The following is a 23,203-nucleotide window of genomic DNA, read 5'->3' as shown; positions in this document are numbered from 1 at the left end:
ACCGGGCCCGCTCGCCTGGAGCCGCCTACTGGTGGAAGATCCTGGCCCCCCACTGCGCGACCCACCGGCCGTCACCGAACCGGAGGTTGGCCGTGCACTGGCCGGTGTCGCCGTCACAGTTCAGGGCCGTCACCGGGACCGGCGCCTGCACCGACTTCACGCTCCGGGCCGCGCTCTGGTGGAAGATCCGCGCGTCCCACTGCGCGACCCATCGGCCGTCACCGAACCGGAGCCCGGCCGTGCACTTGTAGGTGTCACCGTCACAGTTGAGGGTCGTCACCGGGACCGGCGCCTTGACCGACTTCACGGAGGCCGACTTCACGGCCGCCGCCTGCCGGGCCGGGTTCTGGTGGTACACGTTCACGCCCCAGTCCGCGATCCACCTGCCGTCGCCGAACTGCAACCCGGCCGTGCACTTGTAGGTGTCACCATCGCAGGCGAGGGTCGTCACCGGGACGGGCGCGGCACCGGCGGTCGGGGCGACCGCGGCCTGGGCCATGAGCAGGGCTCCGAGCCCCAGGAACGTACCGGTGAGCATTCGGCGAGCGCGAGCTGACATAGCGTCACTTCCCTTTCGACTCCGGCCACATGACGTGCGGCATCATGACGCCCACGAGTCGAATGTCACTTGAAGCGCTCAGCCCCGCAGCACTACAGCCGCTGAATGATCGTCCCCGTCGCCAGCGCCCCGCCCGCGCACATCGTGATCAGCGCGAACTCCTTGTCCGCCCGCTCCAGTTCATGCAGCGCCGTGGTGATCAGCCGCGCGCCCGTCGCCCCCACCGGGTGGCCGAGCGCGATGGCGCCGCCGTTGACGTTCACCTTCTCCAGATCCTGTTCGAAGACCTGCGCCCAGGACAGCACGACCGACGCGAACGCCTCGTTGATCTCGACCACGTCGATGTCCTTGAGCGTCATCCCGGCCTTCCCCAGCACGGCCCGCGTCGCGTCGATCGGACCGTCCAGGTGGTAGTGCGGATCGGTGCCGACCAGGGCCTGGGCCACGATCCGGGCGCGGGGCCGCAGCTTCAGCGCGCGGGCCATCCGCTTGGACGCCCACAGCACCGCGCACGCGCCGTCCGAGATCTGGGAGGAGTTGCCCGCCGTGTGCACGGCCGTCGGCATGACGGGCTTGAGCCCGCCCAGCGCCGCCATGTTGGTGTCGCGCAGCCCCTCGTCCCGGTCGACAGCCCGCCACATTCCCTCTCCGGCCGCCTGCTCCTCCTCGGTGGTGGGCACCTGCACCGCGAAGGTCTCGCGCTTGAAGCGCTCCTCGGCCCAGGCCCGGGCCGCGCGCTCCTGGGAGAGGAGGCCGAGCGTGTCGACGCCCTCCCGGGTGAGCCCGCGCCGCCGGGCGATCCGCTCGGCGGCCTCGAACTGGTTGGGGAGGTCGACGTTCCACTCGTCGGGGAACGGCTTGCCAGGACCGTGCTTGGAGCCGCTGCCGAGCGGCACCCGCGACATGGCCTCGACACCGCAGCCGATGCCGACGTCGATGACCCCGGTGGCGACCATCGTGGCCACCATGTGGTTGGCCTGCTGCGACGATCCGCACTGGCAGTCCACGGTCGTCGCGGCCGTCTCGTACGGGAGGCCCATGGCCAGCCAGGCGGTGCGCGCGGGGTTCATCGACTGCTCTCCCGCGTGGGTGACCGTGCCGCCGACAATTTGTTCGACGCAGTCGGGCTGGATGCCGGTGCGGGCGAGGAGTTCGCGGTAGGTTTCCCCGAGGAGATACGCGGGGTGGAGGTTGGCGAGCGCGCCTCCGCGCTTCCCGATGGGGGTGCGTACGGCTTCGACGATGACGGGTTCCGCGGCCATGACTCGTCCTCTTCTCCATCGCGTCCGCGGGGGCTCCCGGCAGCGCGCCCGCGCCAGAACTAGTACGCGTTCTAGTTCCTCGCTCAGTCTGCTGAGGCCCGACCTGACGGCGCAAGGGTTGTGCACAGGGCGAGTTGGAGCATCCGCCCCCAAGAAGGCCCGCCATGGCCCTTGCTACTTGTAGAACCCGTTACTACCTTCTGGACACTTTCTGATAGGCCGTCAGATCTGGAGTGGCCGATGTCCTGTCCAGCACTCCCCGAAGGCTTTGACTTCACCGACCCCGACCTCCATGAGCACCGGGTGCCACTCCCCGAGTTCGCCCAGCTGCGGCAGACGGCCCCCGTGTCATGGATCCCCCAGCGGCACGGCATCGCCGGTTTCGACGACGACGGCTACTGGGCCGTCACCCGGCACGCCGACGTCAAGGAGGTCTCGACCCGGCCCGAGATCTTCTCCTCGCACCGCAACACCGCGATCATCCGCTTCAACGAGCGCATCCAGCGCGACCAGATCGAAGTCCAGAAGCTGATCATGCTCAACATGGACCCACCCGAGCACACCCGGGTCCGCCAGATCGTCCAGCGCGGCTTCACCCCGCGCGCGATCCGCTCCCTGGAGGACGCCCTCCACGACCGCGCGGAACGCATCGTGGCCGGGGCCAAGGAGAACGGCACCGGAGACTTCGTCACCGACATCGCCTGCGAACTCCCGCTCCAGGCCATCGCCGAGCTGATCGGCATCCCCCAGCAGGACCGGATCAAGATCTTCGACTGGTCCAACAAGATGGTCGCCTACGACGACCCGGAGCTGGCCATCACCGAGGAGATCGGCGCCGAGTCGGCCATGGAGCTGATCTCGTACGCCATGAACCTGGCCTCCGACCGCAAGCAGTGCCCCGCCAAAGACATCGTCAGCGCGCTGGTCGCCGCCGAGGACCAGGGCAACCTGGGCTCGGACGAGTTCGGCTTCTTCGTCCTGCTGCTGGCCGTCGCGGGCAACGAGACCACCCGCAACGCCATCAGCCACGGCATGCACGCCTTCCTCACCCACCCCGACCAGTGGGAGCTGTTCAAGCGCGAGCGCCCGGCCACCGCCGCCGACGAGATCGTCCGGTGGGCCGCCCCCGTGATGTCCTTCCAGCGCACCGCCACCCAGGACACCACGCTCGGCGGCCAGACCATCCGGGAGGGTCAGCGGGTCGGCGTGTTCTACGCCTCCGCCAACAACGACCCCGAGGTCTTCGACCGCCCGGAGGTCTTCGACATCACCCGCGACCCCAACCCTCACCTCGGCTTCGGCGGCGGCGGACCGCACTTCTGCCTCGGCAGGAGCCTCGCCGAACTGGAGATCCGGCTGATCTTCAACGCGATCGCGGACACCCTCCCCGGCATCCACCTCACCGGCGCGCCCCGGCGGCTGCGGTCGGCGTGGCTGAACGGGATCAAGGAGCTGCGGGTGAGCTACGCGTAGCTCGTCACCGAAACCAGCGCGCCCCGGCCCGCCTACTTGAACGGCACGTTGATGCAGGCCACCCGGTCCCCGGCCATGCCCGCCCGCCCCATGTGGGTGGAGGTGCCATGCTCGTGGATCACCACCGAGCGCGCCTCACCGGCCCTGAAGTGCCACTTCACCATGGACTTGGTGCGGGCGTCGCCACGGCTGTTGGTGGTGGCGTCGAGCCACATCTCATTGCGCGCGTTGGCGTACTTGGGGTTGGTCGACGGCTGCTTCGGGTCCTTGACGTTCTGGTAGTGCGGGCCGGACGAATCGGGCTGGGTGCCGCACGGCCTGGTGTGGACGTGTATCCCGAAGTGATGGTCCGGTTCGACCCCGCGCAGGGCCAGGAAGACGAACGTGCCGCGCGGCGGCATGCCGTGCTTCCCGTGCTCCCCCTGCTCTCGCATCTCATGGTCCCGCATCTCGCCGTGCCACTTGCCCGGGAGCCGCAGCTCCGCGACGAGCGCGACGGCGGTCGTGGGCACCAGCGCGCTGTCGTACGTCACCGCGCCACGGTCGCCCTGGGCCTGTGAGGCGGGCCGGAACCGCTCCAGGACGAACGCCGTGGGGTTCGGCGAGGGATCGGCCGTGGCGCTCGGCGCGGCGGCCGCGGGTGAGATGACGGTCATCGATACGGCCAGCGCTGCGGCGGCCGCCGTTACCAGGGACATCCTCAGATCCCTCCTTGGTCGGGACCCCCGAGACTTCCTGGCGTTTATACCGCTTTTCCTCAACGCTAGACCGGTGCACCGGACCCTTCAACGCGAGGCATCGGCCGCCTCCGCGGCCTCCTTCGGATGGGGGATCTCCGCCACCTGCGACGTCTCTCCCGGCTCCCCGGCGCGTGGCCTCCGCACCAGCGCCCGGGCGCGCTCCCGTGCGCCCCGGGCGCCCGCCGTCAGCATCTCGGTGGCCGAGCCGTTCGCCTCCTCGGCGGGCTTCCGGCCGACGCCGAGCAGCACGTACTGCAGACCGAATCCGGCCGCGACGACGGCGGCGCCGCCGACCGCGTCCAGCACGTAGTGGTTCGCCGTGCCGACGATCACCGCGACGGTGAGCAGCGGGTACAGCATGCCGAGGATCTTCATCCACAGGTACGGCGCCACCAGCGCGATGACCACGCCGCACCACAGCGACCAGCCCACGTGCAGCGACGGCATGGCCGCGTACTGGTTGGACAGCTTGGTGAGCGCGCCGAAGTCCGGGTTGTTCAGATCCTGCGGGCCGTGCGCCGTGTCGACGTACCCGAGGCCCATCAGCCGCGGCGGGGCCAGCGGGTAGAGCCAGAAGCCGACCAGCGCGAGCATCGTGGCGAACGCGAGCGGGGTGCGGGCCCAGCGGTAGGTCGCGGGGCGGCGCAGATAGAGCCAGCCCAGCAGGGACAGCGGGATGAGGAAGTGGAAGGTGGAGTAGTACCAGTTCATGCCGTCCCGCAGCCACGGGGTGTCCGCGACCAGCAGGTTGAACCAGTGCTCGATGTCGATATACAGGAAGCGCTCGATGGCCAGCACCTGGTGGCCGTGGCCCTCGGCGATGCCGCGCTCGTCGGGCGCGTGGGCGCGGATCCACGAGTAGGCGAAGTAGCCGACGCGGATGAACATCAGCTCCAGCAGCAGGTTCGGCCGGGACAGCGGCCGCCGTACGAAGCGCAGCAGCGGGATCCAGGCGAACCGGCCCTTGTGCGGCTCCAGCACCGGCGTCGGCTCCGGGCTGTCCCACTGCGGGGAGGTGCGGGAGACGAACGGCACCAGGCAGGCGGCGGCGAGCGCGGCCAGCAGCGGGGCGTTGTAGCCGATGTGCCCGGCGATCTCGATGTCGGGCAGCAGCGCGGTCCGGCTCAGCGTCATCACCAGCACCACCAGCACCGGCCACACCAGCCGGTCGGTGGCGCGGCGGCCCACCCGGCCGACGACCGCGAGCAGGATCCACAGCTGCTGGTACTGCCAGGAGGTGGGCGAGACCGCCAGCGCCACACAGCCGGTGATCGCCGCGGCCAGCAGCAGCTGCCCGTCCCGCGCGTACCGCACCGCGCGCCGCAGGCCGACGACCGCGACCGCGACCGCCAGGACCGCGAGCAGCGCCAGCTCGACCGGCCCTTCCAGACCGATGCGCAGCAACAGCCCGTGCAGCGACTGGTTGGCCAGGCTGTCGGCGGGCTCGCCGAGCCCGGCGCCGCCGAGGTGGTGGATCCAGTACGTCAGGGAGTCGCGCGGCATGGCGGCCCACGCCAGCACGGTGCACGCGGCGAACGTCGCGCCCGCGAGCGCGGCCGAGTGCCGCCGCCCGAGGAGCCACAGCACGACGCCGAACAGCAGCAGCGCGGGCTGCAGGGCGGCGGCCACGCCGATGAGGACGCCCGCCTGCCGTCCGGAGGTGCGGGGCAGCACGGTGAGCACGACCAGCAGCACCGGGATGACGCTCGTCTGCCCGAGCGTGAAGGTGTTGCGGACCGGAAGGGACAGTGTCAGCAGGCAGATCGCCAGCGGCGCGGCCAGCAGCGCGGTGCGGCGCGAGACCGGCCCGGGCAGGGCGCGCGCGGCGGCCAGCCCGAGGACGACGACGAGCAGCAGGGTGCCGAACGTCCAGGCGACGCCCAGGCTCTGCTCGGCGGCCCGGGTCAGCGGCTTGAGCACCAGCCCGGAGAAGGGGGTGCCGGTGAACGCGTCCCCGTCGTACAGCGAACCCCTCACATGGAGGACGCCCTGCTCGCCGATCCAGGTCTCCAGGTCGGTCAGCCGCTCGTCCGGTGGCAGCCGCAGCACCGCCGCCGCCTGCCGCGCGGCGAGCAGACCGGCCAGCAGCCAGAGCGCGCCGAGCACCATCATCGTCCGTGACGTCCGCGCCCCGACGGCACCGGACCCCGCCCCCGTGCCCGCGGCACTCCGCAGTCCGCCTCGCTCTCCGTTCGCCACGCCCTGCCGCTCCCCCACTCGCCCTCTTTACCTGTTCGGAATGTTTGAGACTACTGAGCCCAAATACTCAGACGCGTCACACCCCCTCGTCACCTGACTGTCGTCCCCGGTTGTCCGAAAGCTGTCAGACTTTGGCGGAAGTGCGTCTGTACGGAGGGATCCGTACGGTCCCGGCCAATTTCACCAGGACCGCGCGGCACCCCGCGAATCGCGACGGCCGTGGCCGCACCGCCGGGTGGCAGGATGGGCCCATGAGCATCGTCAAGATCAACGTGCTGACCGTTCCCGAAGAGCAGCGCGAGGTACTGGAGAAGCGCTTCGCCTCCCGCGCCGGGACCGTGGAGAACTCCGACGGCTTCGAATGGTTCGAGCTGCTGCGCCCCGTCGAGGGCACAGACCAGTACCTCGTCTACACGCGCTGGCGCAGCGAGGAGGACTTCCAGGCCTGGATGGAGGGCCCCATGAAGGCGGCCCACCAGCGCGGCGGCGAAGACGCCCCCCAGCAGAAGCCCGCCGCGGCGGGCTCCACCCTCTGGTCCTTCGAGGTAGTCCAGCAGGCCGCCCCCAAGGGCTGAATAGGCCGCACCGCCCGACGCCCTGTGCCCCGCGCCCGGATCGCTCCGGTGCGGGGCACAGCGCGTCGGAGCAGGTCGCGGCCAGCGTCACCACCTCGGCCCTGTCCTGAACTCATCGGTCGTGGTCAAGGCCCTGGTGCCGCGGAACGGGGGGTTCAGTAGGGTCACCTTGTGTACGGGAGTGTCAGCGAGAAGCCGGTGCCCGCCCGCGGGGACGGGCAGCGCATTCTGGTCGTGGACGACGAGGCCAGGATCGCCGAACTGCTCTCGACCACCCTGGAGCTGGCCGGTTATCAGGTCGGCACCGCCGCCACCGGGGGTGAGGCGCTGGACCGGGTGGGGCGGGAGCGGCCGGATCTGGTGATCCTGGATGTGATGCTGCCCGATCTGGACGGGTTCACCGTGTGCCGGCGGCTGGTGGCCGCCGACGAGGACCATCCGCCCGTTCTCTTCCTCACCGCCCGCGACTCCCTGGACTCGCTCGTCACCGGGCTCGGCATCGGCGGAGGCGACTACGTCACCAAGCCGTTCCGGATCGCCGAGGTACTGGCCAGGGTGCAGGTGCTGCTGCGCGGGCGGCGGCGGAGGGCCCGGGAGGAGGAGGCGCCGCCGAGGTACGCGGACCTGGTGCTGGACGATACGACCCGGCAGGCCCTGCGGGGCCGCCGCACGCTGGACCTCACCCCGGCCGAATACCGGCTGCTGCGCTATCTGCTGGCCAACGCCGGGCGGGTGCTGTCCAAGGAGCAGATCGGCGAACACCTGTGGTTCAAGGACCACAAGAGCTACGGGGACAACGCCATCGAGAAGCTGATCTCCCGGCTGCGGCACAAGGTCGACGAGGAGGAGCCCGCGCTCATCCACACCCGCCGCGGCTTCGGCTACTGGCTCGGCAAGCTCACCACCGTATGAACAGCGACGACGATCTCTACGGGGACGAGCGGCAGCGGCTGGTCGAGGTGCTGCTGCACGAGCTGCGCACCTCGCTGACGACCATCCGCGGCTGGGCCGAACTCCCCTTCCAGGGCCTCAGCGACGACCCCGCGCTGATGGTGCGCGCCCTGCGGCGCATCCAGGACGAGGCGGACCACATGTACGAGGCGACCCAGCGGGCGTTCCCCCGCTCGGATGCCTCATGGGAGCGGCCGCCGCGCCTGGCGCCGGTGGATCTGCGGGACGTGGCCGACGAGGCGGTCGCGGATCTGGGGCTGCTCGACCCCGAACGCCCCATCACCCGCGAGAACTCCGGCCGCACGGCCCTCGTCGCCGACAACCGGATGCTGCGGCACGCCGTCCGCAACCTCCTGGGCAACGCCCTGCAGCACACCCCCGCCGGAACCCCGGTGACCGTGGCGGTGCGCGGTCCGGTGAGCGGGCCCGGCGGGGAGCCGTGGGTCGAACTGTCGGTCGGCGACCGGGGGCCGGGCATGGACCCCCGGGCGGTCGCCCGGCTGACCACGCCGTACACCGAGGACGACCACGGCGCGCCCAGCGGCGGCGGGCTCGGGCTCACCATCGTGCGGCGGGTGGTCGAACGGCACGGCGGCGAGGTGACCGTGAGCAGCGCGCCGGACCTCGGGACGACGGTCACGGTGGCCCTGCCCACTGTCAGCGTTTCGTCAGGCAACTGACCGGGCGGCGTCAGGTCGGGGAGGTTCGCTGGTCATCACGTCCCCGGTGCACACAGGTTCGCTCCGCTCCTGTCGGAATCCCCCACCCGAGGAGAGACATGACCGAGACGCTGGCAGAGACCACGGCCCAGGCCGATCAGCAGATTCCGGCGTACCCCATGCCCCGGGCCGCCGGATGCCCCTTCGACCCGCCGCCGACCGCGCAGGCGATGCACGCCGAACGGCCGGTCGCGAAGGTGCGGATGTGGGACGGCAGCACCCCGTGGCTGGTGACCGGGTACGCCGACGCGCGCACCCTGCTCGCCGACCCGCGCGCCAGCTCCCGGGCCACGCTGCCCGGCTTTCCGCACCCGAGCGCCGGTTTCCGCGAGAACGCCAAACACCGGCGTTCCTTCATCTCCATGGACGACCCCGAGCACGCCCGGATCCGCCGTATGGTGACCGCGCCGTTCGCCATCAAGCGGGTCGAGGCGATGCGGCCCGCCATCCAGAAGATCACCGACGATCTGATCGACGCGATGCTGGCCGGGCCCTCCCCGGCCGATCTGGTGCGCTCGCTCGCGCTGCCGCTGCCGTCCCTGGTGATCTGCGCCCTCCTCGGGGTGCCGTACGAGGACCACGAGTTCTTCCAGCGGAACAGCTCGCTCATGATCAACCGCTACTCGTCGGCGGACGACGTGGTCGCCGCCAACAACGCGCTGACCGACTATCTGGACGACCTGGTGGGGGTCAAACTCGCCGAGCCCGCCGACGACATGCTCTCCGAGCTGGCCGTCCGGGTCAGCAACGGGGAGCTGACCCGCCGCGAGGCCGCCTCCATGGGCGTACTGCTCCTGATCGCCGGTCACGAGACCACCGCCAACATGATCGCCCTCGGCACCGTCGCCCTGCTGGAACACCCCGAGCAGCTCGCCACCCTGCGGGAGACCGACGACCCGAAGGTGGTCGCCAAGGCCGTCGAGGAGCTGCTGCGCTACCTGACCATCGTGCACAACGGGCGCAGCCGGGTCGCGCTGGAGGACATCGAGATCGGCGGCCAGACCATCCGCGCCGGGGACGGCATCATCATCTACACCGGCACCGGCAACCGGGACGCGGAGGTCTTCCCCGACCCCGACCGGCTGGACATCGGCCGCGACGCCCGCCGCCACATGGCGTTCGGCTTCGGCGTCCACCAGTGCCTGGGCCAGCCGCTCGCCCGGGTGGAGCTGCAGGTCGTCTACAGCACGCTCTACCGCCGTATCCCCACCCTGCGGCTGGCGACCGGCGTCGACGAGCTGCCGTTCAAGCACGACGGCCTGGTGTACGGCGTCTACGAGCTGCCCGTGACCTGGGAATCATGAGAAGCGAGGGAGTCACCATGCGCGTGGAAGTCGATGTTCCGAAGTGTGTCGCGTCCGGTCAGTGCGTGATGATCGCGCCCGATGTGTTCGACCAGCGCGACGAGGACGGGATCGTCGTGCTGCTGGACGACCACCCCGCCGCCGAACTCCACACCGACGTACGGGAGTCCGCCGTCATCTGTCCGGCGGCGGCGATCCGGCTGGTGGAGGAGGAGTGAGACGCGTCGTCGTGGTCGGCGTCTCCGCCGCCGGGCTCGCGGCGGCGGAGACGCTGCGCCGGGAGAGGTACGACGGCGCCCTCACCCTGGTCGGCGACGAACCGCACCCCCCGTACGACCGGCCGCCGCTGTCCAAGCAGATCCTCGACGGGCGGTGGGACGCCGGACGGCTCCCGCTGCGCGGCCGGGACGAGCTGGACGCGCTCGGGCTCGACCTGCGACTCGGCACCGCGGCGACCGGGCTCGACGCGGCCGGGCGTACGGTCGCCCTCGCCGATGGGGCGGAGGTGCCGTACGACGGGCTGGTCATCGCCACCGGCGTCCGGCCGCGACGGCTCCCGGGCAGCGGCGCGCATGTGCTGCGCACCCTGGACGACGCGCTGGCGCTGCGGGACCGGCTGGCGGAGGGGGTGCGGCTGGTGGTGGTCGGCGCCGGGTTCCTGGGCGCCGAGGCGGCCGCCGTCGCGCGCGGCCTGGGCGCGCGGGTGACCCTGCTGGAACCGGCGCCGGTGCCGCTGGCGCCCGTGGTCGGCGAGGACGTCGGCCGGGTGCTGTCGCGGGCGCACCTCGACCACGGGGTGGACCTGCGCACCGGGGTCACCGTGACCGAGGTGACCGGCGGCGGGGTGCGGCTGGCGGACGGCGGCCGGGTGGAGGCGGACGAGGTGCTGGTCGCCGTCGGGTCGGTGCCCAACACCGAGTGGCTGGAGGGCAGCGGCCTCACGTTGGGCGACGGCCTGGAGTGCGACGAGTTCAGCGCCGCCGCCCCCGGCGTCTACGGGGCGGGGGACGTCGCGCGCTGGCACCACCCGCTGTTCGGTACGGCGATGCGGATCGAGCACCGTACGAACGCCACCGAGCAGGGCATGGTGGCGGCCCGCAACCTGCTCGCCCCGTCGCCGGAGGCCCGGCGCCCGTATCAGCCGGTGCCGTACTTCTGGTCGGACCAGTACGGTCTGCGGATCCAGGCGTACGGCCACCTGCGCGGCCATGAGGAGATGGCCGTGGTGGAAGGCGGGCTGGACGAGGGCGCGTTCCTGGCCGCGTACCGGCGCGGGGACCGGCTGACCGGGGTGCTGGCCGTGGGCGTATCACCCCGGGTGCTGCGCACCTGGCGGCAGTCGATCGCCGCCGGGGCGCGGTGGACGGACACGGTGCGCCGGGCCACGACCGTGGTGTGACGCCCTGTGGGGGCGGGCGCGGCTCAGACCGCGTCCGGCCCCCGCTCCCCCGTGCGGACGCGCACGAAGTCGTCCACCGGGACGGCCCACACCTTGCCGTCGCCGATCCGCCCGGTGCGCGCGGCGGTCACGATGGCGTCCATGACGGCCTCGGCCTCGGCGTCCTCCACGACCACCTCGATGCGCGCCTTGGGCACGAAGTCGATGCGGTACTCGGCGCCTCGGTAGACCTCGGTGTGGCCGCGCTGCCTGCCGAAGCCGCTGGCCTCGGTGACGGTGAGGCCCTGCACACCGATCTCCAGCAGCGCCGTCTTCACGTCGTCCAGCTTGAACGGCTTGACGATCGCCGTGATCAGCTTCATGGGGTCGGGGTCCTGTCGGGGTGATGCGGCGGGCGATGGGCGGCGTTCTGCGGCACGCCGTGGCCCAGAACCCCGTGATCATAGGCGCTCTCGGCGTGCACGGCGAGGTCAAGCCCGGAGCGTTCGTCCTCCTCGGCCGCCCGGAAGCCCATGAACCGGTCGATGAGCTTCCCGATGCCGTACGTCATGACGAACGCGTACGCGCCGACCGCCAGCACCGCCACGATCTGCTTGCCGAGCTGTCCCGCGCCGCCCCCGGACAGCAGCCCGGCCGGGCCGCCGGTCATCGCGGAGGTGGCGAACACGCCGATCAGCACGGTGCCGACGATCCCGGCGACCAGGTGGACGCCGACGACGTCGAGCGAATCGTCGTAGCCGAAGCGGAACTTCCAGCTCACCGCGTACGAGCAGAGCACCCCGGCCGCGAGCCCGATCAGCAGCGCCCCGGCGACGCCCACGGAACCGCACGACGGGGTGATCGCGACCAGCCCGGCGACCGCGCCGGACGCGGCACCGAGGGTGGTGGCGTGGCCGTCGCGCACCTTCTCGACCACGAGCCAGCCCAGCAGCCCCGTGCAGCCCGCCGCCTGGGTGTTGAGGAACGCGGCGGCCGCCAGGCCGTTGGCCCCCATCGCCGACCCGGCGTTGAACCCGAACCACCCGAACCACAGCAGCCCGGCGCCGAGCAGCACCAGCGGCAGGTTGTGCGGCCGCATGGCCTCCTTCTTGAAGCCGATGCGCGGCCCGAGCAACAGCGCCAGCGCGAGCCCGGAGGCGCCGCAGTTGACCTCCACGACGGTGCCGCCCGCGAAGTCCAGCGCCCCCAGCTTCTCCAGGATCCAGCCGCCCGGCCCGAACACCCAGTGCGCCACCGGAACGTATACGAGCAGCGTCCACACCGCGACGAACGCCACCCACGCCCCGAACCGGGCCCGGTCCGCGATCGCCCCGCTGATCAGCGCCGCCGTGATGATCGCGAAGGTGAGCTGGAAGGTGGCGTGGAGCAGCGTCGGCACGGAGCCGGTCAGGTCGGTGGGCCCGATGCCGCGCATCCCCGCGTACTCAAGACCGCCGAGCAGTCCGGCGCCGCCGAGGTCCTTGCCGAAGGCGAGGCTGTAGCCGGCGAGCAGCCAGACCACGGTGACGACGGCGATGGAGACGAAGCTCATCATCAGCATGTTCAGCGCGCTCTTGGCCCGCACCATCCCGCCGTAGAACAGGGCGAGCCCGGGCGTCATGAGCAGCACGAGCGCGGTGCTGGCCAGCAGCCAGGCGGTGTCTCCGGCGTCGAATCCGCTCGGCATGTCGATATGTCACCTTCTTGGTCGGCAGGGGTCGGCATCGGTGGGTGCTCGATGGCCGACCAAGGAAGGGTCACGTCCGGTCGTTTCCACTCGCGCACGGACGTGTTTCCGCGATGTTTCGCGTTGCGTCGGCGTTTCCACACGCTCACCGCGCACCGCCTAGCGAACACGGAGCCCCCGCGCGTCAAAAGCGTGACGTTTTCACCCTTCCGGGCAGCGCAACCCGGGCATTGGGGTACTTTTCCATCCATCCCGCATCGCCTCGCAGGCGACTTGAGCCATTCTCCGTTCGTGGCGCACGCCACATGGGTACTCTCCGTGAGGGGGTGGTGACATGGCAGGGATGCTGCGGTTCAGGCAGCCGCCGGTACACGAGGTCACGTTAGGGCTGATGTTCCAGCCGTTGTCGCGGCTGCAATCGCTCGACCTGGCCTCACTGCGGGTCGACTGGCGCAGCGAGTATCCCAATCTGCGGGAGTCCACGCCGCTGACCCCATGGCAGCCCTCCAGTCAGGACGACGTGGAGTTCATGCGCTCCGGATTGCCCTGGCCGATGGGGCTCTGCTCCCTGTCCACCGAACTCGGTGACCGGAAGATCAAGTTCCAGCAGGACCGCTTCATCCTGATCTGGAAGTCCACCGGGGACGAGCAGCCCTATCCCGGCTATGACTCCCTCAAGGCGGAACTGCTGGGGAAGTTCGACCACTTCTCGAAGCTCTCGCAGAACATCTGCGGCACACTGCCGGAGGTGAGGCGGGCCGACGCCCAGTATCTCAACAGACTTCCGGAGATTTCCGCGTACCAGGCCATGGCCGGGGTCCTGACCGGCTGGTCGTCCGAATCGGCCTTCCCGTTCCGGGCGCCCGATTACTGCGGCTTCCGGGTGCAATACCAGCAGTCCGAGCGCGACGACCGGGTCTCCGTTCTCATCGGGGTCGATTCGGCGGTGACCGAGCCGTCGGTCGGCGAGTTCTCCGAGGGCTCGTCCCTGATCATCGACGCGGAGTCGCAAGTCGACCTGGGGGACGACTTCGCCCTGCGCATGGACGCGGCACATGAGGTGGTGAGCGGCGCATTTGTGGAGGCGACGAGCGCGCAGATGCGGCAGCAATGGGGGGAAATGAAATGATTGCGTCCGAGGCATGCCCCACCGGGCAGTTCTCACCCGTCCGCAAGGACGAACCACGCGAGGCGGGGGTGTGGCTGATCCGGCGCGGGGACCGGGGCGGCGCGGAATCGCGCGCGTTGGAGAAGCAGACCAAGCTCGAATTGCAGACCTATGTCAGCGGCAAGCTGCACGAGTTGAGAACGCTGCCCGACGACTGGGACGACGCCGGAGGCAGCGCACCCTCCCAGGCCGTCACCCACGCGGCCTACCGCACCCTGGACCGGATCTCCGACTACCGCACGGTCTTCCCCTTCATCACCCCCGGGGAAGAGGGCGCCATCCTCTTCGAGTGGCGGGCGGGCAAGGAGCGGCTGGAGCTTGAGTTCTCCCCCGACGAGCCCCCGTTCGTGCGCTACATCGACGCGGCGGGCGATCTGAAGGCGAACGGGGACCTGGGAGCCGAGGGCATCGGATACGAGAACATCCGCCGCTTCCTCTCAGCCCTCTCGACGCGCGTCTGGTCGGTCAATCCGAACTGGAAGAGGCTTTTCTCTTAAGCGGCGCTGAGAGGGTATTGAGGGGGAGTGCTCTTTGAGCGCACGTGACGAAAACAACTCCGACATCGAGCTGATCTACCGGCGGATACCGGAGGCACCGGGCTTCCTGGTGCCCGACCTGGAAACCGGGAGACGGGTGCCCACCCATACGGCGTTCCGATGGGACCCCGATGGAATCTCCGTCCATCGGAGTTCCCTGCTCACCGAGTACGGGCTGGGCCCCGAATCGATGGTCAAGAAGCCGGGGCAGATGGTCTGGGGCTTCCCGGCCCGGGCCACCCGCCCCTGCAAGGCGAAGATCATCGACGCGCCCGACCCCGAGGACCCGCCCATCGGGATGGCGCACGCTCTGATCCAGTGCGAGGTACCCCGGCCGGACAAGCCACGCCGCCGCGAGATCTCCGAGGCGCTGGCCGAGGAGTCCCGATTATGCTTCCCTGCCGAGTGACGCCTGCCGAGTGAGGGCGGGCGGCTACGACAGGCCTTCCTCGGTGAAGAGGTCGCGGCAGCGGTCGGGGGTTTCGCGCCAGTAGCGCCACTTCTCGTAGTCGGTCAGGACGCTGTGGAGGGCCGCCTCCAGGGTGTGCGTCCGGCGGCCCGCCCTCTCCCGGGTGATGATGACGGCCGCCCGCAGCCCGGAGGGGCCGGTGTCGGCGAGTTCGGTCACCGGCTTGCCCGTATCGATCAGGGGTGCCAGCCAGCGGGCCCAACGGTCATAGCCCGACTCATCGAGGCGCTCGACCTCGGCGAAGACCGGTTCCAATGCCTGGACGAGACGCGCGCCGAGCGCGTCGTAGTCCGCCACCGCCGAGGGGTACTCCTCGTCGAAGCCGTCCCAGTCGACATGGTTGAGGCTGTCGAGCCACCAGTACCCCGCCGGGATCAGGCCGTCTTCGCCCGCGAGGACCAGGGCGCCCCGGACCATGTCATAGGTGGGCGGGGTGTGATCGGCCAGCAGGACCGCGTCGTAGAGGTCCTTGCCCTGCGGGTATTGGTCGTTGACCAGCCACACCAGCTTCCAGGCGAGCGACAGGGCCGGTGAGGCGGCCAGGAGACGGCAGCCGGGGCCCTCCCCGAGGGGGCGCAGCTCGGTCGGCACGGGCGGGGCGGGAAGGGGCTCGTTGAAGACGAAGTCGAGCTGCACGGTGCCGCCAGGAGTGCCGGGGGCCGTCCAGGGGAGCAGCATGCGGCGGCCCGGCACGCGGTCGTACGTCCAGATGTCCTCGGTGACCATGGCGGCCGCGTCGATGCGGACCGGGGTGTGGGCGCTCGCGGCGGCCGCGACCCGGGCGACGTCCGTGAAGAGGTCGGCCGTGCGGGGCTCGTCGATCGACCAGTCCTCGGGGACGACGACGAAGTCCAGGTCGCCCGGGTCGCGCGCCGCACCGGGGAACCAGGTGGCCATCAGCACGCTGCCGCGCAGCATCAGATGGTCCGACCAGGAGCCGTCGGCGATCGCGGCGAGGACGACGTCGAGCGCGGTGCGGCGGGCGCGGTGCCAGACCTGGGCGGCGGCCTCGTCGGCGAAGCGGGGCTCGCCCGCGCGGAATCCGTTCCGGCGATGCTTCAGGGCGGGGTCGAAGACGGTGGGCTGGGTCAGCCCTTCCGGGGCGGGGAGCAGGGTGCGGGGCAGGTCCAGACGGCGCCGGCTCTCCTCGTCGAGCGGGGCGTGGGGCACCTCCCCGGGGACGTGCCACAGCCCGGACCAGTCAGGAGCGGATGTCATCGGTGTGCCTCCTCGGTGATCGGGGCCTGCTCGCCCGGGGCCTGCTCACTCGGGCCCTCGGTGATCCAGCCGTCGTCCAGTGCGAGGTTGGTGTCGTACAGGACGAACTCCCGCTCCACCTCCAGGATCTGGACATCGGCGGCGCGTACGGCACCTACGGCGTCGAGCAGGACGGACAGCCGCCGCTCGGCCGTGGCCCGGCCGACGGCCCGGCACCGCTGGGTGACGAACCGTTCCTCCCGCCCGTCCCGGCGCACCCGGCGGGCGTTCCAGGAGACATGGGCGTGGTGCGGGCGGGCCAGGTGCTCCAGGGCGGCGCGGTCATGTCCGGCCGGGAGCAGCAGCTTGATGTGGTGCTCGAAGTAGCGGTGCGGGCCGCAGGCGGCGGCCGCCGCGTCGTCCTGCGGTACCCCGGCCGCCCAGGGCACCGCCTCCGTTTTCCTGCGGACGACCTGGAAACCGTCCGCCGTCAGCTCGGCCGCGACGCGGGCCGCCGCCGCGATGTGGGCGTCGGCCGGGCCCTCGCCCTCCAGGTTGAGCATGGGCTGGGAGGGGGTGCGGCCCCGGGCCAGCACGATATGGGCGAAGCCGAGACCGCGCGCCGCCGCCCAGGCCGCCAGCCTGCCGGTGCCGTCGGCCGGGTGCGCCACGGTGATATGGGTCTCCAGGACACCGCACACATCGCGGACTCGCTGACCAGGCATGGGTGGCATGCTGTCAGCTCGCCACCACCCTTGACCAGCCAATTCAGGCGCGCTGGGCCGCCCGGCGGGCGGCGATGCGGCCCGCCACGATGTCCACGGCCAGGAAGGCGACCAGCGGGATGCCCAGCAGCGGCAGGTAGTAGCCCACGACCGCGACCCCCACGGCCAGCGGGGCCAGGACGTACCCCGGCACCTGCCGCCAGGTGCCGCGCGGGAGGGGGCGGCCGAAGGCGCCGGTGCGGCCGCGCTGCCACCACATGCGGTAGCCCCACACGATGAGCAGGATCAGGGAGAGCGCGAGTGCCGCCAGGGCGAGTTGGTTGACGATGCCGAAGAGGACTCCGGTGTGGAGGTCGATGCCCCACCGGCTCAACTTGGCCAGCAGCGGATAGTCGGCGAACCGCACGGTGTCGGTGACCTCGCCGGTGGCCGGGACGACGGCGACCGCGTCCTGCTTCTCCGGCCAGCTGCGCTGGATCTGGCTGACCGTGTACGCGGCGCTCGGGCCCGAGGGCGGCACGATCTCCACCGGGTCGCCGAGGCCCTTCGCCCGGGCGGCCTTCAGCACGGCGTCGTAGCCCACGTCGGTACTGGCCTTGTGCCCGCCGTCCGAACCGCCCATGTCCATCCCCGGCATGGCGCCGTGACCGGCGTGTTCGCCGGAGAGCCCGGAGGCCACGGCCGGGGTGGTCTGGCCGACGGCGGCGCGCAGGTCGGTGACGTTCGCCCCGGCGTACGTGGACCAGGTGAGCCCGGTGGCGGACAGGAAGAACAGCCCCACCGCCACCCAGACGCCGACGCCGCTGTGCAGGGCGAGGGTGCGGCGGCGGCCGGTGGCGGGAGCGGCGGCCTCGGCGGCGGCGGCGCGCTTGTTACGGCGGCGGCGGGCGAACCAGAGCAGCAGCCCGCCTCCGGTGATCACCCACAGCCAGCTGGCGGCGAGTTCGCTGTAGAGGCGGCCGCTCTGGCCGAGGTGCAGATCGCGGTGGAACTCGTCGATCCAGGTGCGCAGCGGCAGCGCGCCGGTGCTGCCGTACTGCTCCAGCGCGCCGCGCACCTTCGCGGTGTACGGGTCGACGAAGACGGCACGGGTGTGGCCCTCGGCGACCCCCTTCACGCCGGAGAGCAGCACCCGGGTGGTGCCGGTGTCGTCCGGCGACGGGCGCACCGCGCTGATCGTGCCCTCCGGGTGGGCCTCGCGGGCGGCGTCGATCTGCCGGGAGAGCGGCAGCTTGGTGTCACCGGCCGGGACGCGCAGCTCATGGCCGTACATGATCTTCTCGGCCTGGTAGGAGCCCGCGTACAGCAGCCCCGTGGTAGCGGCGATCAGCAGGAACGGGGCCACCAGGACACCGGCGTAGAAGTGCAGCCGCAGCACCAGGGGGCGCAGCACGGACCAGGCCGAGCGGGCAGAGGTCTCCCGGTCGGCCACGTCGCCAGCGGCATCGGCGGCCGGGGCGACGTGTTCGTCGGTGGACATGGCGGCCCTCCTGGATCGGGGGTGGTGCGAGGCGTGCTCGTCCAGTAGTCGGAGCGCCGGAGGGTTGAGTTCCGGCGCGTTTTGTGACCTGCGTCACATGTGCGCTCGTTTTATCAACTTGGGACGAGTTCACACCGTCACCCGGCGCGACTGGCACGATGACCGGCATGACACCCGGCCCAGCTCTCCGCACGACACGTGCCGCGATCTTCGCGGTGGTGTGTGTGGTGATGGCGGCCCTGGGCCATGCGGTGATGTCCGGCGGAGCCGTGTCGTGGCAGATGCTGGGCGCGGCGTTCCTCGCCACCGCCTCCGCGGCGTGGTGGCTGGGCGGTCGCCAGCGCGGGGGCGCGGTCGTGACCGGGGCGACGGTGGGGGCGCAGCTCGTACTGCACCTGCTGTTCCACTTCTCGCAGTCCGTGCCGCTCCCGAGGGCGTCCATGGCGCATGGCGCGCACGGCGGGGCCGGAGGCATGAGCGGCGGCCACGGCGCGCACGGCACGCAGGGCATGAGCGGCATGGAGGGCATGGCCGGGATGGCCGACGCGCATCTGGCGTCGGCGGCGGGCGGCATCACCCCCGGCATGCTGCTGGCCCACGCCCTGGCCGCGCTGGTGTGCGGGCTGTGGCTGTGGCGCGGCGAGGCCGCCGCGTTCCGGCTGGGCCGCACGCTCGCGGCCGCCGTCTACGTACCGCTGCGCCTGCTCGGCGCGGACGCCCTGCCGCTGCCCGCCCGCCGCCGTCCGGCGCGGCCGGGGGCCGGGCGGGCGCTGCGCGCGGCGCTCCTCCACTACGTGGTCGCCCGCAGAGGCCCCCCAGCGAGTCCGGTGCCCATCTGACCCGCCTGTCCCGACCGGTGACGGGCGGAAGCCCGTGACTTCCGGAGGACAACAGGCGATGACCCCTGCCCTCGTACAGGACCGCGACCAGCAGATCACCGCATGGGCGCTGGCCGCCCGCGACGGCGACGCGGACGCCATCGAGCACTTCATCCGCGCCACCCATCTCGACGTCTGGCGCTTCGTCGTCCATTTGAGCGGCGATGTGCACGGCGCCGACGACTTGGCCCAGGAAACGTATCTGCGGGCGCTGGCCGGGCTGTCCCGGTTCGCCGGGCGCTCCTGCGCGCGCACCTGGCTGCTGTCGATCGCCCGGCGCGCGGTCGCCGACCGCTACCGCGCCGCGGCCGCCCGCCCCCGTATCGCCGACACGACCGACTGGCGGGCCGTCGCCGAACGGACGCAGCCGGTCGGGCTGCCCGGCTTCGAGGAGGGCGTGGCCCTGCTCGAACTGCTGGCGACACTGGACGCCCCGCGCCGCGAGGCGTTCATCCTCACCCAGCTCCTCGGGCTCCCCTACGCCGACGCCGCCTCGGCCACGGGCTGCCCAGTGGGGACCGTACGGTCCCGGGTGTCCCGCGCCCGCGAGCACATGACCGCGCTGCTGCGGGCGGCGGAGCACGACGTCCCCGTGGCGTCCTGACGGCTGACGGCTTTCAGCTGACAGCTACCAGCTGACGACTATGCGCTGACAGCCATCAGCCAACAGCTGACACTTTTCACTATCTGTTATCTGTTTCTAGGAGTCTGACCGATGTCAACCGTCCGTACGATGCGCCGTGTCGGCGCCGTGGGCGCCGCCGCGATCGCCTTCGCGGGCCCCGCGTCCGCCCACGCCGAGGTCACGGCCTCCAACCCGCAGGCGCTGGCCAAGGACGTCGTCCTCACCTTCACCGGCGAGGCCGAATCGGAGTCCGGCGGCTTCACCGATGTGCGCGTGGTGCTGCCCGAAGGCATCGCGCCGGGGGACGTCACGCTGGACGAGGCGCCCAAGAACTGGAAGATGAAGCCCACGAAGGACGGCTACACCCTCAGCGGTCCGAAGCTGGCCGTGGGGACGAACGCCGTCCACAAGATCAAGGTGAAGCAGTTGCCCGACGCGAAGTCGCTCGCGTTCAAGACCATCGAGACCTACAGCGACGGCAAGGTCTCGCGCTGGATCGAACTGCCCAGCGACGGCCCGGAACCGGAGGAGCCCGCCCCGGTCCTCGAACTCAAGGCGGCGGCCCCCGGATCCAAGCCGTCCGAGCCGTCCGAGCCGTCCAAGTCCCCGTCCTCGTCCCCGTCGAAGGACACCGCGGACAAGACATCCGACAAGGCGTCGGACGGGACGACGAAGAAGGCGGACGAGGAGAAGAGCAGCGGCAACGCGGGCGCCGCGACCGCGATCGGCATCAGCATCGGCGTCCTGATCGTCGCGGGCGCGGGCCTGTGGGTGTTCAAACAGCGCCGCTCGTCCTGACCGGGACAGCCCCCGGCCCGGCCCTTAGCAATCAGGGCCCGTCAGCTGCTTGTAGAAGAAGCTGCAGTCCTCCAGGGCGCCGCCGGGGGCCGCGGCGTAGTCGGGGACTATGCCGTAGCGGGTCCAGCCGTCGGCGAGGTAGACGCCTTCGGCGCGGCCGCCGGTGGCGGTGTCCAGCATCAGGAGGGTGACGCCGGAGGCGCGGGCGGCCGCCTCGGCGGTGGCCAGCAGCGCGCGGGCCAGGCCCCGGCCGCGCGCGGCGCGGTGGACGGCCAGCTTTATGACCTCGGCGCGGTGCCGGGCGTTGGGCTTGCGCGCCAGGGCCAGGCTGACGGTGCCGACGATGCCGCCCGCGCTCTCCGGGTCGCGGCAGACCCAGACGAGCAGGCTGCCGTCGGCCACCGCCGGGGCCTGGGCCTGCCACCACGCGGCGGCGTCCTCGTGGCCGAAGGGGGCCAGGAACCCCATCGAGGCGTCGTCGTCGACGGCGTCCGCCAGCACCTCGGCGAGGCCCTTGACGCTGTCGGGGAACGTCTCGGCGGACAGGAGGTCGATCGGGGCCATGGCGGGCTTCCTCTCCCGGAACCGGCGGCGCGTCCGGCGCGATACCGCAGCTGACCGCCGCAACTCCCCACCAATGCCGGGCGCCCATACGCCACGGCCGCCGCCGGCAGCGTGGTCGGGGCGGCGGCCCTGGAGGGGAGGCGGAGGGCTCACATGGTGAGCAGCCGCTCCAGAACGTTGCGGTAGCCGCGCATGGCCAGGCGCAGCTCCTCCGTCTCCGCGGTGCCCGCGGCGCCTTCGTGCCAGGCGGCGCGGAGGGTGTGGCGGCGTTCGGCGAGGAGGTCGACCAGCCGGGCCGAGATCTCTTCGAGGAGCGCGTCCGCCTCTTCCACCGAGCCGCGCGGGGCGTCCACGAAGCCGCTGACCGCGTACCGCAGACGCTGGTTCAGCTTGTCGTGCTCGCTCGTCGGCAGGACGGGGAAGCTGGGCCCGTCCGGGGTGCCCGTGATCTCCGTACCGCCTGTACCGCCCATACCGTCTGTACCGCCCGTACCGCCCATCGCCCCGCCGAGCGGCGGCACTTCGTGCTTCTCCAGGCCGTGGCGGCGGTGGCCGTTGGTGTGCTCGGGGCGCTGGTCCGCCTCCAGGCCCTGGTTCCGCTCCGGGACGTTGTCCGTCATCGCGCACCGGCCTTCCCGATGTGCCAGCCGTGGGACTTCCGGGTCCGACCGGTCCGACCGGTCTTCCCCAGCATCCCGCCGTGCCCCTCGTGCCCGTCGGACGCGTGATGGGGCGGCTTCACCAGCTCCTCGAAGAACGGCCGGGCGTGCACCACGGCCTCGCGCAGCTCCTCGGTGTCGGCCCGGCCCTCACGGGCGCGGGCGGCCGCGACGTGGAGCTGACGGTAGCCCTGCACACAGTCCGCGTGGTGCACGGACAGCGCCGCCACCTGCTCCTCGTAGCGGTCCGACGGATAGCCACGGTCCCGCGCGAGACGGGCGAGCAGCTGGTCGGCCCCGGCCACCGCGTGCTCCGGGGACTCGATGAACTGCTCCTGGGTGCCGACCCATTCGGCGAGGTAGCGCTCGCGCAGCTCGCCGGGGAGGGGTTCGGTCTTGAGATCGCGGTACCGTCGCAGCCGGTCGCCGAGTTCGCGCTCCGCCGCCTTGGTGTCGCCCGCGTGCTCGGCGACGTTCAGATCGTACTCGGGCCCGAAGTGGCGTCGCAGAGCATTCTTCCTGCCGCCCCCACGCGCACGTACGATGCCCGCGGCGAGCACGGTCGCCAGGACGACCGCAGCGGCAACCACGATGATGATCGCGCCAGTTGACATGGTCTGCTTCTGCCTTCCCGCAGGTGCCCCGCTGTTCGGGGGCTCTACGACGCCGGGTTGCCCGCTCCCCCGCGCTCAAACTGCGGCAATTGGCGATGCGCCCGGTGATCGGCGGATGCCAGGATGCCGCTCATGCTCCGTACGCCCTGGACCGTCGCCGCACGGCCCGTCACCGACCCGGTCGCGGCCGCGCTGCTGCGCGAGTACATGACCGATGTGGCCGACCGCTACTACCGGCTCCATGAGGGGCGGGACGCGACACCCGGGGAGGTCGATCGGGCGCTGCGCGAGATGCCCAGCGACGATCTGGCCCCGCCGGACGGAGTCCTGCTGGTGGCGTGTCACGACGGCGACGTGGCCGGATGCGCGGGGCTGCGCCGGAAGGACGGCCGGGAGAGCCGCACCGGGGAGCTGAAGCGGGTGTTCCTGCGCCCCGGCAAGCGCGGGCTCGGCGGGGGCGCCGCGCTGCTCGCGGCCGTGGAGAGCGCTGCCGGGCGCCTGGGCGTCGTACGGATCGTGCTGGACACCCGGCGCGACCTCGTCGAGGCGCGGGCGCTGTACGCGCGCCACGGCTACCGGGACGTACCGGCGTTCAGCGAGGGGCCGTACGCCGAAGTGTGGATGGCCAAGGACCTCGCTTGAA

Annotated in this window: 26 protein-coding genes; 14 read left to right on the top strand and 12 right to left on the bottom strand. The window is 71.5% G+C overall.

Annotated features, from left to right (window positions below; translation table 11 throughout):
- Nucleotides 1-25 precede the first annotated feature (25 nt).
- Both ACFV9T_RS27400 and ACFV9T_RS27395 read right to left on the bottom strand, forming a co-directional pair.
- Nucleotides 26-559 (bottom strand): hypothetical protein, encoded by a 534-nt coding sequence (locus ACFV9T_RS27400; protein WP_385444840.1) that lies wholly within the window; start codon nt 557-559, stop codon nt 26-28.
- A 92-nt stretch (nt 560-651) separates the two neighbouring features.
- Entirely contained in the window at nt 652-1,821 is a 1,170-nt protein-coding gene (locus tag ACFV9T_RS27395) for a steroid 3-ketoacyl-CoA thiolase (RefSeq protein WP_385444838.1), read from the bottom strand.
- A 240-nt stretch (nt 1,822-2,061) separates the two neighbouring features.
- Between ACFV9T_RS27395 and ACFV9T_RS27390 the strand changes: the two genes are divergently transcribed.
- The gene (locus ACFV9T_RS27390) at nt 2,062-3,294 is read left to right on the top strand and encodes a cytochrome P450 (protein ID WP_385444836.1); all 1,233 of its coding nucleotides are present in this window, start codon (nt 2,062-2,064) and stop codon (nt 3,292-3,294) included.
- A 32-nt stretch (nt 3,295-3,326) separates the two neighbouring features.
- On the opposite strand, the gene ACFV9T_RS27385 is transcribed toward ACFV9T_RS27390, so the two are convergent.
- Together ACFV9T_RS27385 and ACFV9T_RS27380 are read right to left on the bottom strand one after the other, a co-directional pair.
- Entirely contained in the window at nt 3,327-3,992 is a 666-nt protein-coding gene (locus tag ACFV9T_RS27385) for a superoxide dismutase family protein (protein ID WP_385444833.1), read from the bottom strand.
- An 87-nt stretch (nt 3,993-4,079) separates the two neighbouring features.
- Nucleotides 4,080-6,143, bottom strand: coding sequence for a bifunctional glycosyltransferase 87/phosphatase PAP2 family protein (locus ACFV9T_RS27380; protein WP_385444929.1), 2,064 nt, complete (start codon nt 6,141-6,143; stop codon nt 4,080-4,082).
- Nucleotides 6,144-6,484: 341 nt separating this feature from the next.
- Here ACFV9T_RS27380 and ACFV9T_RS27375 point away from each other — a divergent pair, with 341 nt between their 5' ends.
- From ACFV9T_RS27375 to ACFV9T_RS27350, 6 genes are all read left to right on the top strand, one after another.
- Nucleotides 6,485-6,808 (top strand): antibiotic biosynthesis monooxygenase family protein, encoded by a 324-nt coding sequence (locus ACFV9T_RS27375; RefSeq protein ID WP_385444832.1) that lies wholly within the window; start codon nt 6,485-6,487, stop codon nt 6,806-6,808.
- Between the two features lie 171 nt (nt 6,809-6,979).
- Complete coding sequence (locus ACFV9T_RS27370; protein WP_385444830.1) at nt 6,980-7,720, top strand: response regulator transcription factor; 741 nt, start codon at nt 6,980-6,982, stop codon at nt 7,718-7,720.
- Nucleotides 7,717-8,439, top strand: coding sequence for a sensor histidine kinase (locus ACFV9T_RS27365; protein ID WP_385444828.1), 723 nt, complete (start codon nt 7,717-7,719; stop codon nt 8,437-8,439). The genes ACFV9T_RS27370 and ACFV9T_RS27365 overlap by 4 nt, the downstream gene beginning before the upstream one ends.
- Before the next feature lie 98 nt (nt 8,440-8,537).
- Nucleotides 8,538-9,782, top strand: coding sequence for a cytochrome P450 (locus ACFV9T_RS27360; RefSeq protein ID WP_385444826.1), 1,245 nt, complete (start codon nt 8,538-8,540; stop codon nt 9,780-9,782).
- A 17-nt stretch (nt 9,783-9,799) separates the two neighbouring features.
- Nucleotides 9,800-10,000, top strand: a complete 201-nt coding sequence (locus tag ACFV9T_RS27355) for a ferredoxin (RefSeq protein WP_385444824.1) — start codon at nt 9,800-9,802, stop codon at nt 9,998-10,000.
- Nucleotides 9,997-11,181 carry an NAD(P)/FAD-dependent oxidoreductase gene (locus ACFV9T_RS27350; RefSeq protein ID WP_385444822.1) on the top strand — a complete coding sequence of 395 codons (1,185 nt, stop codon included), beginning with the start codon at nt 9,997-9,999 and terminating at the stop codon, nt 11,179-11,181. The genes ACFV9T_RS27355 and ACFV9T_RS27350 overlap by 4 nt, the downstream gene beginning before the upstream one ends.
- Before the next feature lie 23 nt (nt 11,182-11,204).
- On the opposite strand, the gene ACFV9T_RS27345 is transcribed toward ACFV9T_RS27350, so the two are convergent.
- Together ACFV9T_RS27345 and ACFV9T_RS27340 are read right to left on the bottom strand one after the other, a co-directional pair.
- Nucleotides 11,205-11,543 carry a P-II family nitrogen regulator gene (locus ACFV9T_RS27345; RefSeq protein ID WP_385444820.1) on the bottom strand — a complete coding sequence of 113 codons (339 nt, stop codon included), beginning with the start codon at nt 11,541-11,543 and terminating at the stop codon, nt 11,205-11,207.
- Nucleotides 11,540-12,847, bottom strand: a complete 1,308-nt coding sequence (locus ACFV9T_RS27340; protein WP_385444819.1) for an ammonium transporter — start codon at nt 12,845-12,847, stop codon at nt 11,540-11,542. The genes ACFV9T_RS27345 and ACFV9T_RS27340 overlap by 4 nt, the downstream gene beginning before the upstream one ends.
- 334 nt (nt 12,848-13,181) lie before the next feature.
- Here ACFV9T_RS27340 and ACFV9T_RS27335 point away from each other — a divergent pair, with 334 nt between their 5' ends.
- The 3 genes from ACFV9T_RS27335 to ACFV9T_RS27325 are packed head-to-tail and all read left to right on the top strand — an operon-like array spanning nt 13,182 to nt 14,960.
- Nucleotides 13,182-13,976, top strand: coding sequence for a TIGR04255 family protein (locus ACFV9T_RS27335; protein WP_385444817.1), 795 nt, complete (start codon nt 13,182-13,184; stop codon nt 13,974-13,976).
- Nucleotides 13,973-14,512 carry a hypothetical protein gene (locus tag ACFV9T_RS27330; protein ID WP_385444816.1) on the top strand — a complete coding sequence of 180 codons (540 nt, stop codon included), beginning with the start codon at nt 13,973-13,975 and terminating at the stop codon, nt 14,510-14,512. The genes ACFV9T_RS27335 and ACFV9T_RS27330 overlap by 4 nt, the downstream gene beginning before the upstream one ends.
- Before the next feature lie 34 nt (nt 14,513-14,546).
- On the top strand, nt 14,547-14,960 hold the full coding sequence (locus tag ACFV9T_RS27325; protein ID WP_385444814.1) for a hypothetical protein: 414 nt from the start codon (nt 14,547-14,549) through the stop codon (nt 14,958-14,960).
- A 24-nt stretch (nt 14,961-14,984) separates the two neighbouring features.
- On the opposite strand, the gene ACFV9T_RS27320 is transcribed toward ACFV9T_RS27325, so the two are convergent.
- Genes ACFV9T_RS27320 through ACFV9T_RS27310 form a run of 3 tightly spaced genes read right to left on the bottom strand, consistent with a single transcriptional unit; the run spans nt 14,985 to nt 18,422 of the window.
- Complete coding sequence (locus ACFV9T_RS27320; protein WP_385444813.1) at nt 14,985-16,238, bottom strand: nucleotidyl transferase AbiEii/AbiGii toxin family protein; 1,254 nt, start codon at nt 16,236-16,238, stop codon at nt 14,985-14,987.
- Entirely contained in the window at nt 16,235-16,942 is a 708-nt protein-coding gene (locus tag ACFV9T_RS27315) for a hypothetical protein (RefSeq protein WP_385444811.1), read from the bottom strand. Before ACFV9T_RS27315 ends, ACFV9T_RS27320 begins: the two co-directional genes overlap by 4 nt.
- Nucleotides 16,943-16,985: 43 nt before the next feature.
- Nucleotides 16,986-18,422 carry a PepSY-associated TM helix domain-containing protein gene (locus ACFV9T_RS27310; RefSeq protein WP_385444810.1) on the bottom strand — a complete coding sequence of 479 codons (1,437 nt, stop codon included), beginning with the start codon at nt 18,420-18,422 and terminating at the stop codon, nt 16,986-16,988.
- Between the two features lie 167 nt (nt 18,423-18,589).
- Between ACFV9T_RS27310 and ACFV9T_RS27305 the strand changes: the two genes are divergently transcribed.
- The 3 genes from ACFV9T_RS27305 (at nt 18,590) to ACFV9T_RS27295 (ending at nt 20,723) form a co-directional block, all read left to right on the top strand.
- Nucleotides 18,590-19,261, top strand: coding sequence for a hypothetical protein (locus ACFV9T_RS27305; RefSeq protein WP_385444809.1), 672 nt, complete (start codon nt 18,590-18,592; stop codon nt 19,259-19,261).
- Between the two features lie 58 nt (nt 19,262-19,319).
- A complete protein-coding gene (locus ACFV9T_RS27300; protein WP_385444807.1) occupies nt 19,320-19,904 on the top strand; it encodes a sigma-70 family RNA polymerase sigma factor in 585 nt (194 codons plus the stop codon).
- A 111-nt stretch (nt 19,905-20,015) separates the two neighbouring features.
- The gene (locus ACFV9T_RS27295; protein WP_385444805.1) at nt 20,016-20,723 is read left to right on the top strand and encodes a DUF1775 domain-containing protein; all 708 of its coding nucleotides are present in this window, start codon (nt 20,016-20,018) and stop codon (nt 20,721-20,723) included.
- A gap of 24 nt (nt 20,724-20,747) precedes the next feature.
- On the opposite strand, the gene ACFV9T_RS27290 is transcribed toward ACFV9T_RS27295, so the two are convergent.
- From ACFV9T_RS27290 to ACFV9T_RS27280, 3 genes are all read right to left on the bottom strand, one after another.
- Nucleotides 20,748-21,287, bottom strand: a complete 540-nt coding sequence (locus tag ACFV9T_RS27290) for a GNAT family N-acetyltransferase (protein ID WP_385444804.1) — start codon at nt 21,285-21,287, stop codon at nt 20,748-20,750.
- A gap of 149 nt (nt 21,288-21,436) precedes the next feature.
- Nucleotides 21,437-21,907: a hypothetical protein gene (locus ACFV9T_RS27285; RefSeq protein ID WP_385444803.1), complete on the bottom strand. Its 471-nt coding sequence runs from the start codon at nt 21,905-21,907 to the stop codon at nt 21,437-21,439.
- Nucleotides 21,904-22,560, bottom strand: a complete 657-nt coding sequence (locus tag ACFV9T_RS27280) for a hypothetical protein (RefSeq protein ID WP_385444801.1) — start codon at nt 22,558-22,560, stop codon at nt 21,904-21,906. The genes ACFV9T_RS27285 and ACFV9T_RS27280 overlap by 4 nt, the downstream gene beginning before the upstream one ends.
- A 123-nt stretch (nt 22,561-22,683) precedes the next feature.
- Between ACFV9T_RS27280 and ACFV9T_RS27275 the strand changes: the two genes are divergently transcribed.
- Nucleotides 22,684-23,202 (top strand): GNAT family N-acetyltransferase, encoded by a 519-nt coding sequence (locus tag ACFV9T_RS27275; protein ID WP_385444799.1) that lies wholly within the window; start codon nt 22,684-22,686, stop codon nt 23,200-23,202.
- Nucleotide 23,203: the final 1 nt, after the last annotated feature.

Origin of the sequence: Streptomyces sp. NPDC059850, from assembly GCF_042731515.1 — a bacterium.
Taxonomy (GTDB): domain Bacteria; phylum Actinomycetota; class Actinomycetes; order Streptomycetales; family Streptomycetaceae; genus Streptomyces.
The sequence above is the reverse complement of the archived record's forward strand: the minus strand, read 5'-3'. Positions and strand labels throughout refer to the sequence as shown.

Coding starts and splice junctions, on each gene's coding strand:
- ACFV9T_RS27400 (WP_385444840.1), bottom strand. CDS start 559: ATGTCAGCTCGCGCTCGCCGAATGCTCACCGGTACGTTCCTGGGGCTC.
- ACFV9T_RS27395 (WP_385444838.1), bottom strand. CDS start 1,821: ATGGCCGCGGAACCCGTCATCGTCGAAGCCGTACGCACCCCCATCGGG.
- ACFV9T_RS27390 (WP_385444836.1), top strand. CDS start 2,062: ATGTCCTGTCCAGCACTCCCCGAAGGCTTTGACTTCACCGACCCCGAC.
- ACFV9T_RS27385 (WP_385444833.1), bottom strand. CDS start 3,992: ATGTCCCTGGTAACGGCGGCCGCCGCAGCGCTGGCCGTATCGATGACC.
- ACFV9T_RS27380 (WP_385444929.1), bottom strand. CDS start 6,143: ATGGTGCTCGGCGCGCTCTGGCTGCTGGCCGGTCTGCTCGCCGCGCGG.
- ACFV9T_RS27375 (WP_385444832.1), top strand. CDS start 6,485: ATGAGCATCGTCAAGATCAACGTGCTGACCGTTCCCGAAGAGCAGCGC.
- ACFV9T_RS27365 (WP_385444828.1), top strand. CDS start 7,717: ATGAACAGCGACGACGATCTCTACGGGGACGAGCGGCAGCGGCTGGTC.
- ACFV9T_RS27360 (WP_385444826.1), top strand. CDS start 8,538: ATGACCGAGACGCTGGCAGAGACCACGGCCCAGGCCGATCAGCAGATT.
- ACFV9T_RS27355 (WP_385444824.1), top strand. CDS start 9,800: ATGCGCGTGGAAGTCGATGTTCCGAAGTGTGTCGCGTCCGGTCAGTGC.
- ACFV9T_RS27345 (WP_385444820.1), bottom strand. CDS start 11,543: ATGAAGCTGATCACGGCGATCGTCAAGCCGTTCAAGCTGGACGACGTG.
- ACFV9T_RS27340 (WP_385444819.1), bottom strand. CDS start 12,847: ATGCCGAGCGGATTCGACGCCGGAGACACCGCCTGGCTGCTGGCCAGC.
- ACFV9T_RS27335 (WP_385444817.1), top strand. CDS start 13,182: ATGGCAGGGATGCTGCGGTTCAGGCAGCCGCCGGTACACGAGGTCACG.
- ACFV9T_RS27330 (WP_385444816.1), top strand. CDS start 13,973: ATGATTGCGTCCGAGGCATGCCCCACCGGGCAGTTCTCACCCGTCCGC.
- ACFV9T_RS27320 (WP_385444813.1), bottom strand. CDS start 16,238: ATGACATCCGCTCCTGACTGGTCCGGGCTGTGGCACGTCCCCGGGGAG.
- ACFV9T_RS27315 (WP_385444811.1), bottom strand. CDS start 16,942: ATGCCTGGTCAGCGAGTCCGCGATGTGTGCGGTGTCCTGGAGACCCAT.
- ACFV9T_RS27310 (WP_385444810.1), bottom strand. CDS start 18,422: ATGTCCACCGACGAACACGTCGCCCCGGCCGCCGATGCCGCTGGCGAC.
- ACFV9T_RS27305 (WP_385444809.1), top strand. CDS start 18,590: ATGACACCCGGCCCAGCTCTCCGCACGACACGTGCCGCGATCTTCGCG.
- ACFV9T_RS27300 (WP_385444807.1), top strand. CDS start 19,320: ATGACCCCTGCCCTCGTACAGGACCGCGACCAGCAGATCACCGCATGG.
- ACFV9T_RS27295 (WP_385444805.1), top strand. CDS start 20,016: ATGTCAACCGTCCGTACGATGCGCCGTGTCGGCGCCGTGGGCGCCGCC.
- ACFV9T_RS27290 (WP_385444804.1), bottom strand. CDS start 21,287: ATGGCCCCGATCGACCTCCTGTCCGCCGAGACGTTCCCCGACAGCGTC.
- ACFV9T_RS27285 (WP_385444803.1), bottom strand. CDS start 21,907: ATGACGGACAACGTCCCGGAGCGGAACCAGGGCCTGGAGGCGGACCAG.
- ACFV9T_RS27280 (WP_385444801.1), bottom strand. CDS start 22,560: ATGTCAACTGGCGCGATCATCATCGTGGTTGCCGCTGCGGTCGTCCTG.
- ACFV9T_RS27275 (WP_385444799.1), top strand. CDS start 22,684: ATGCCGCTCATGCTCCGTACGCCCTGGACCGTCGCCGCACGGCCCGTC.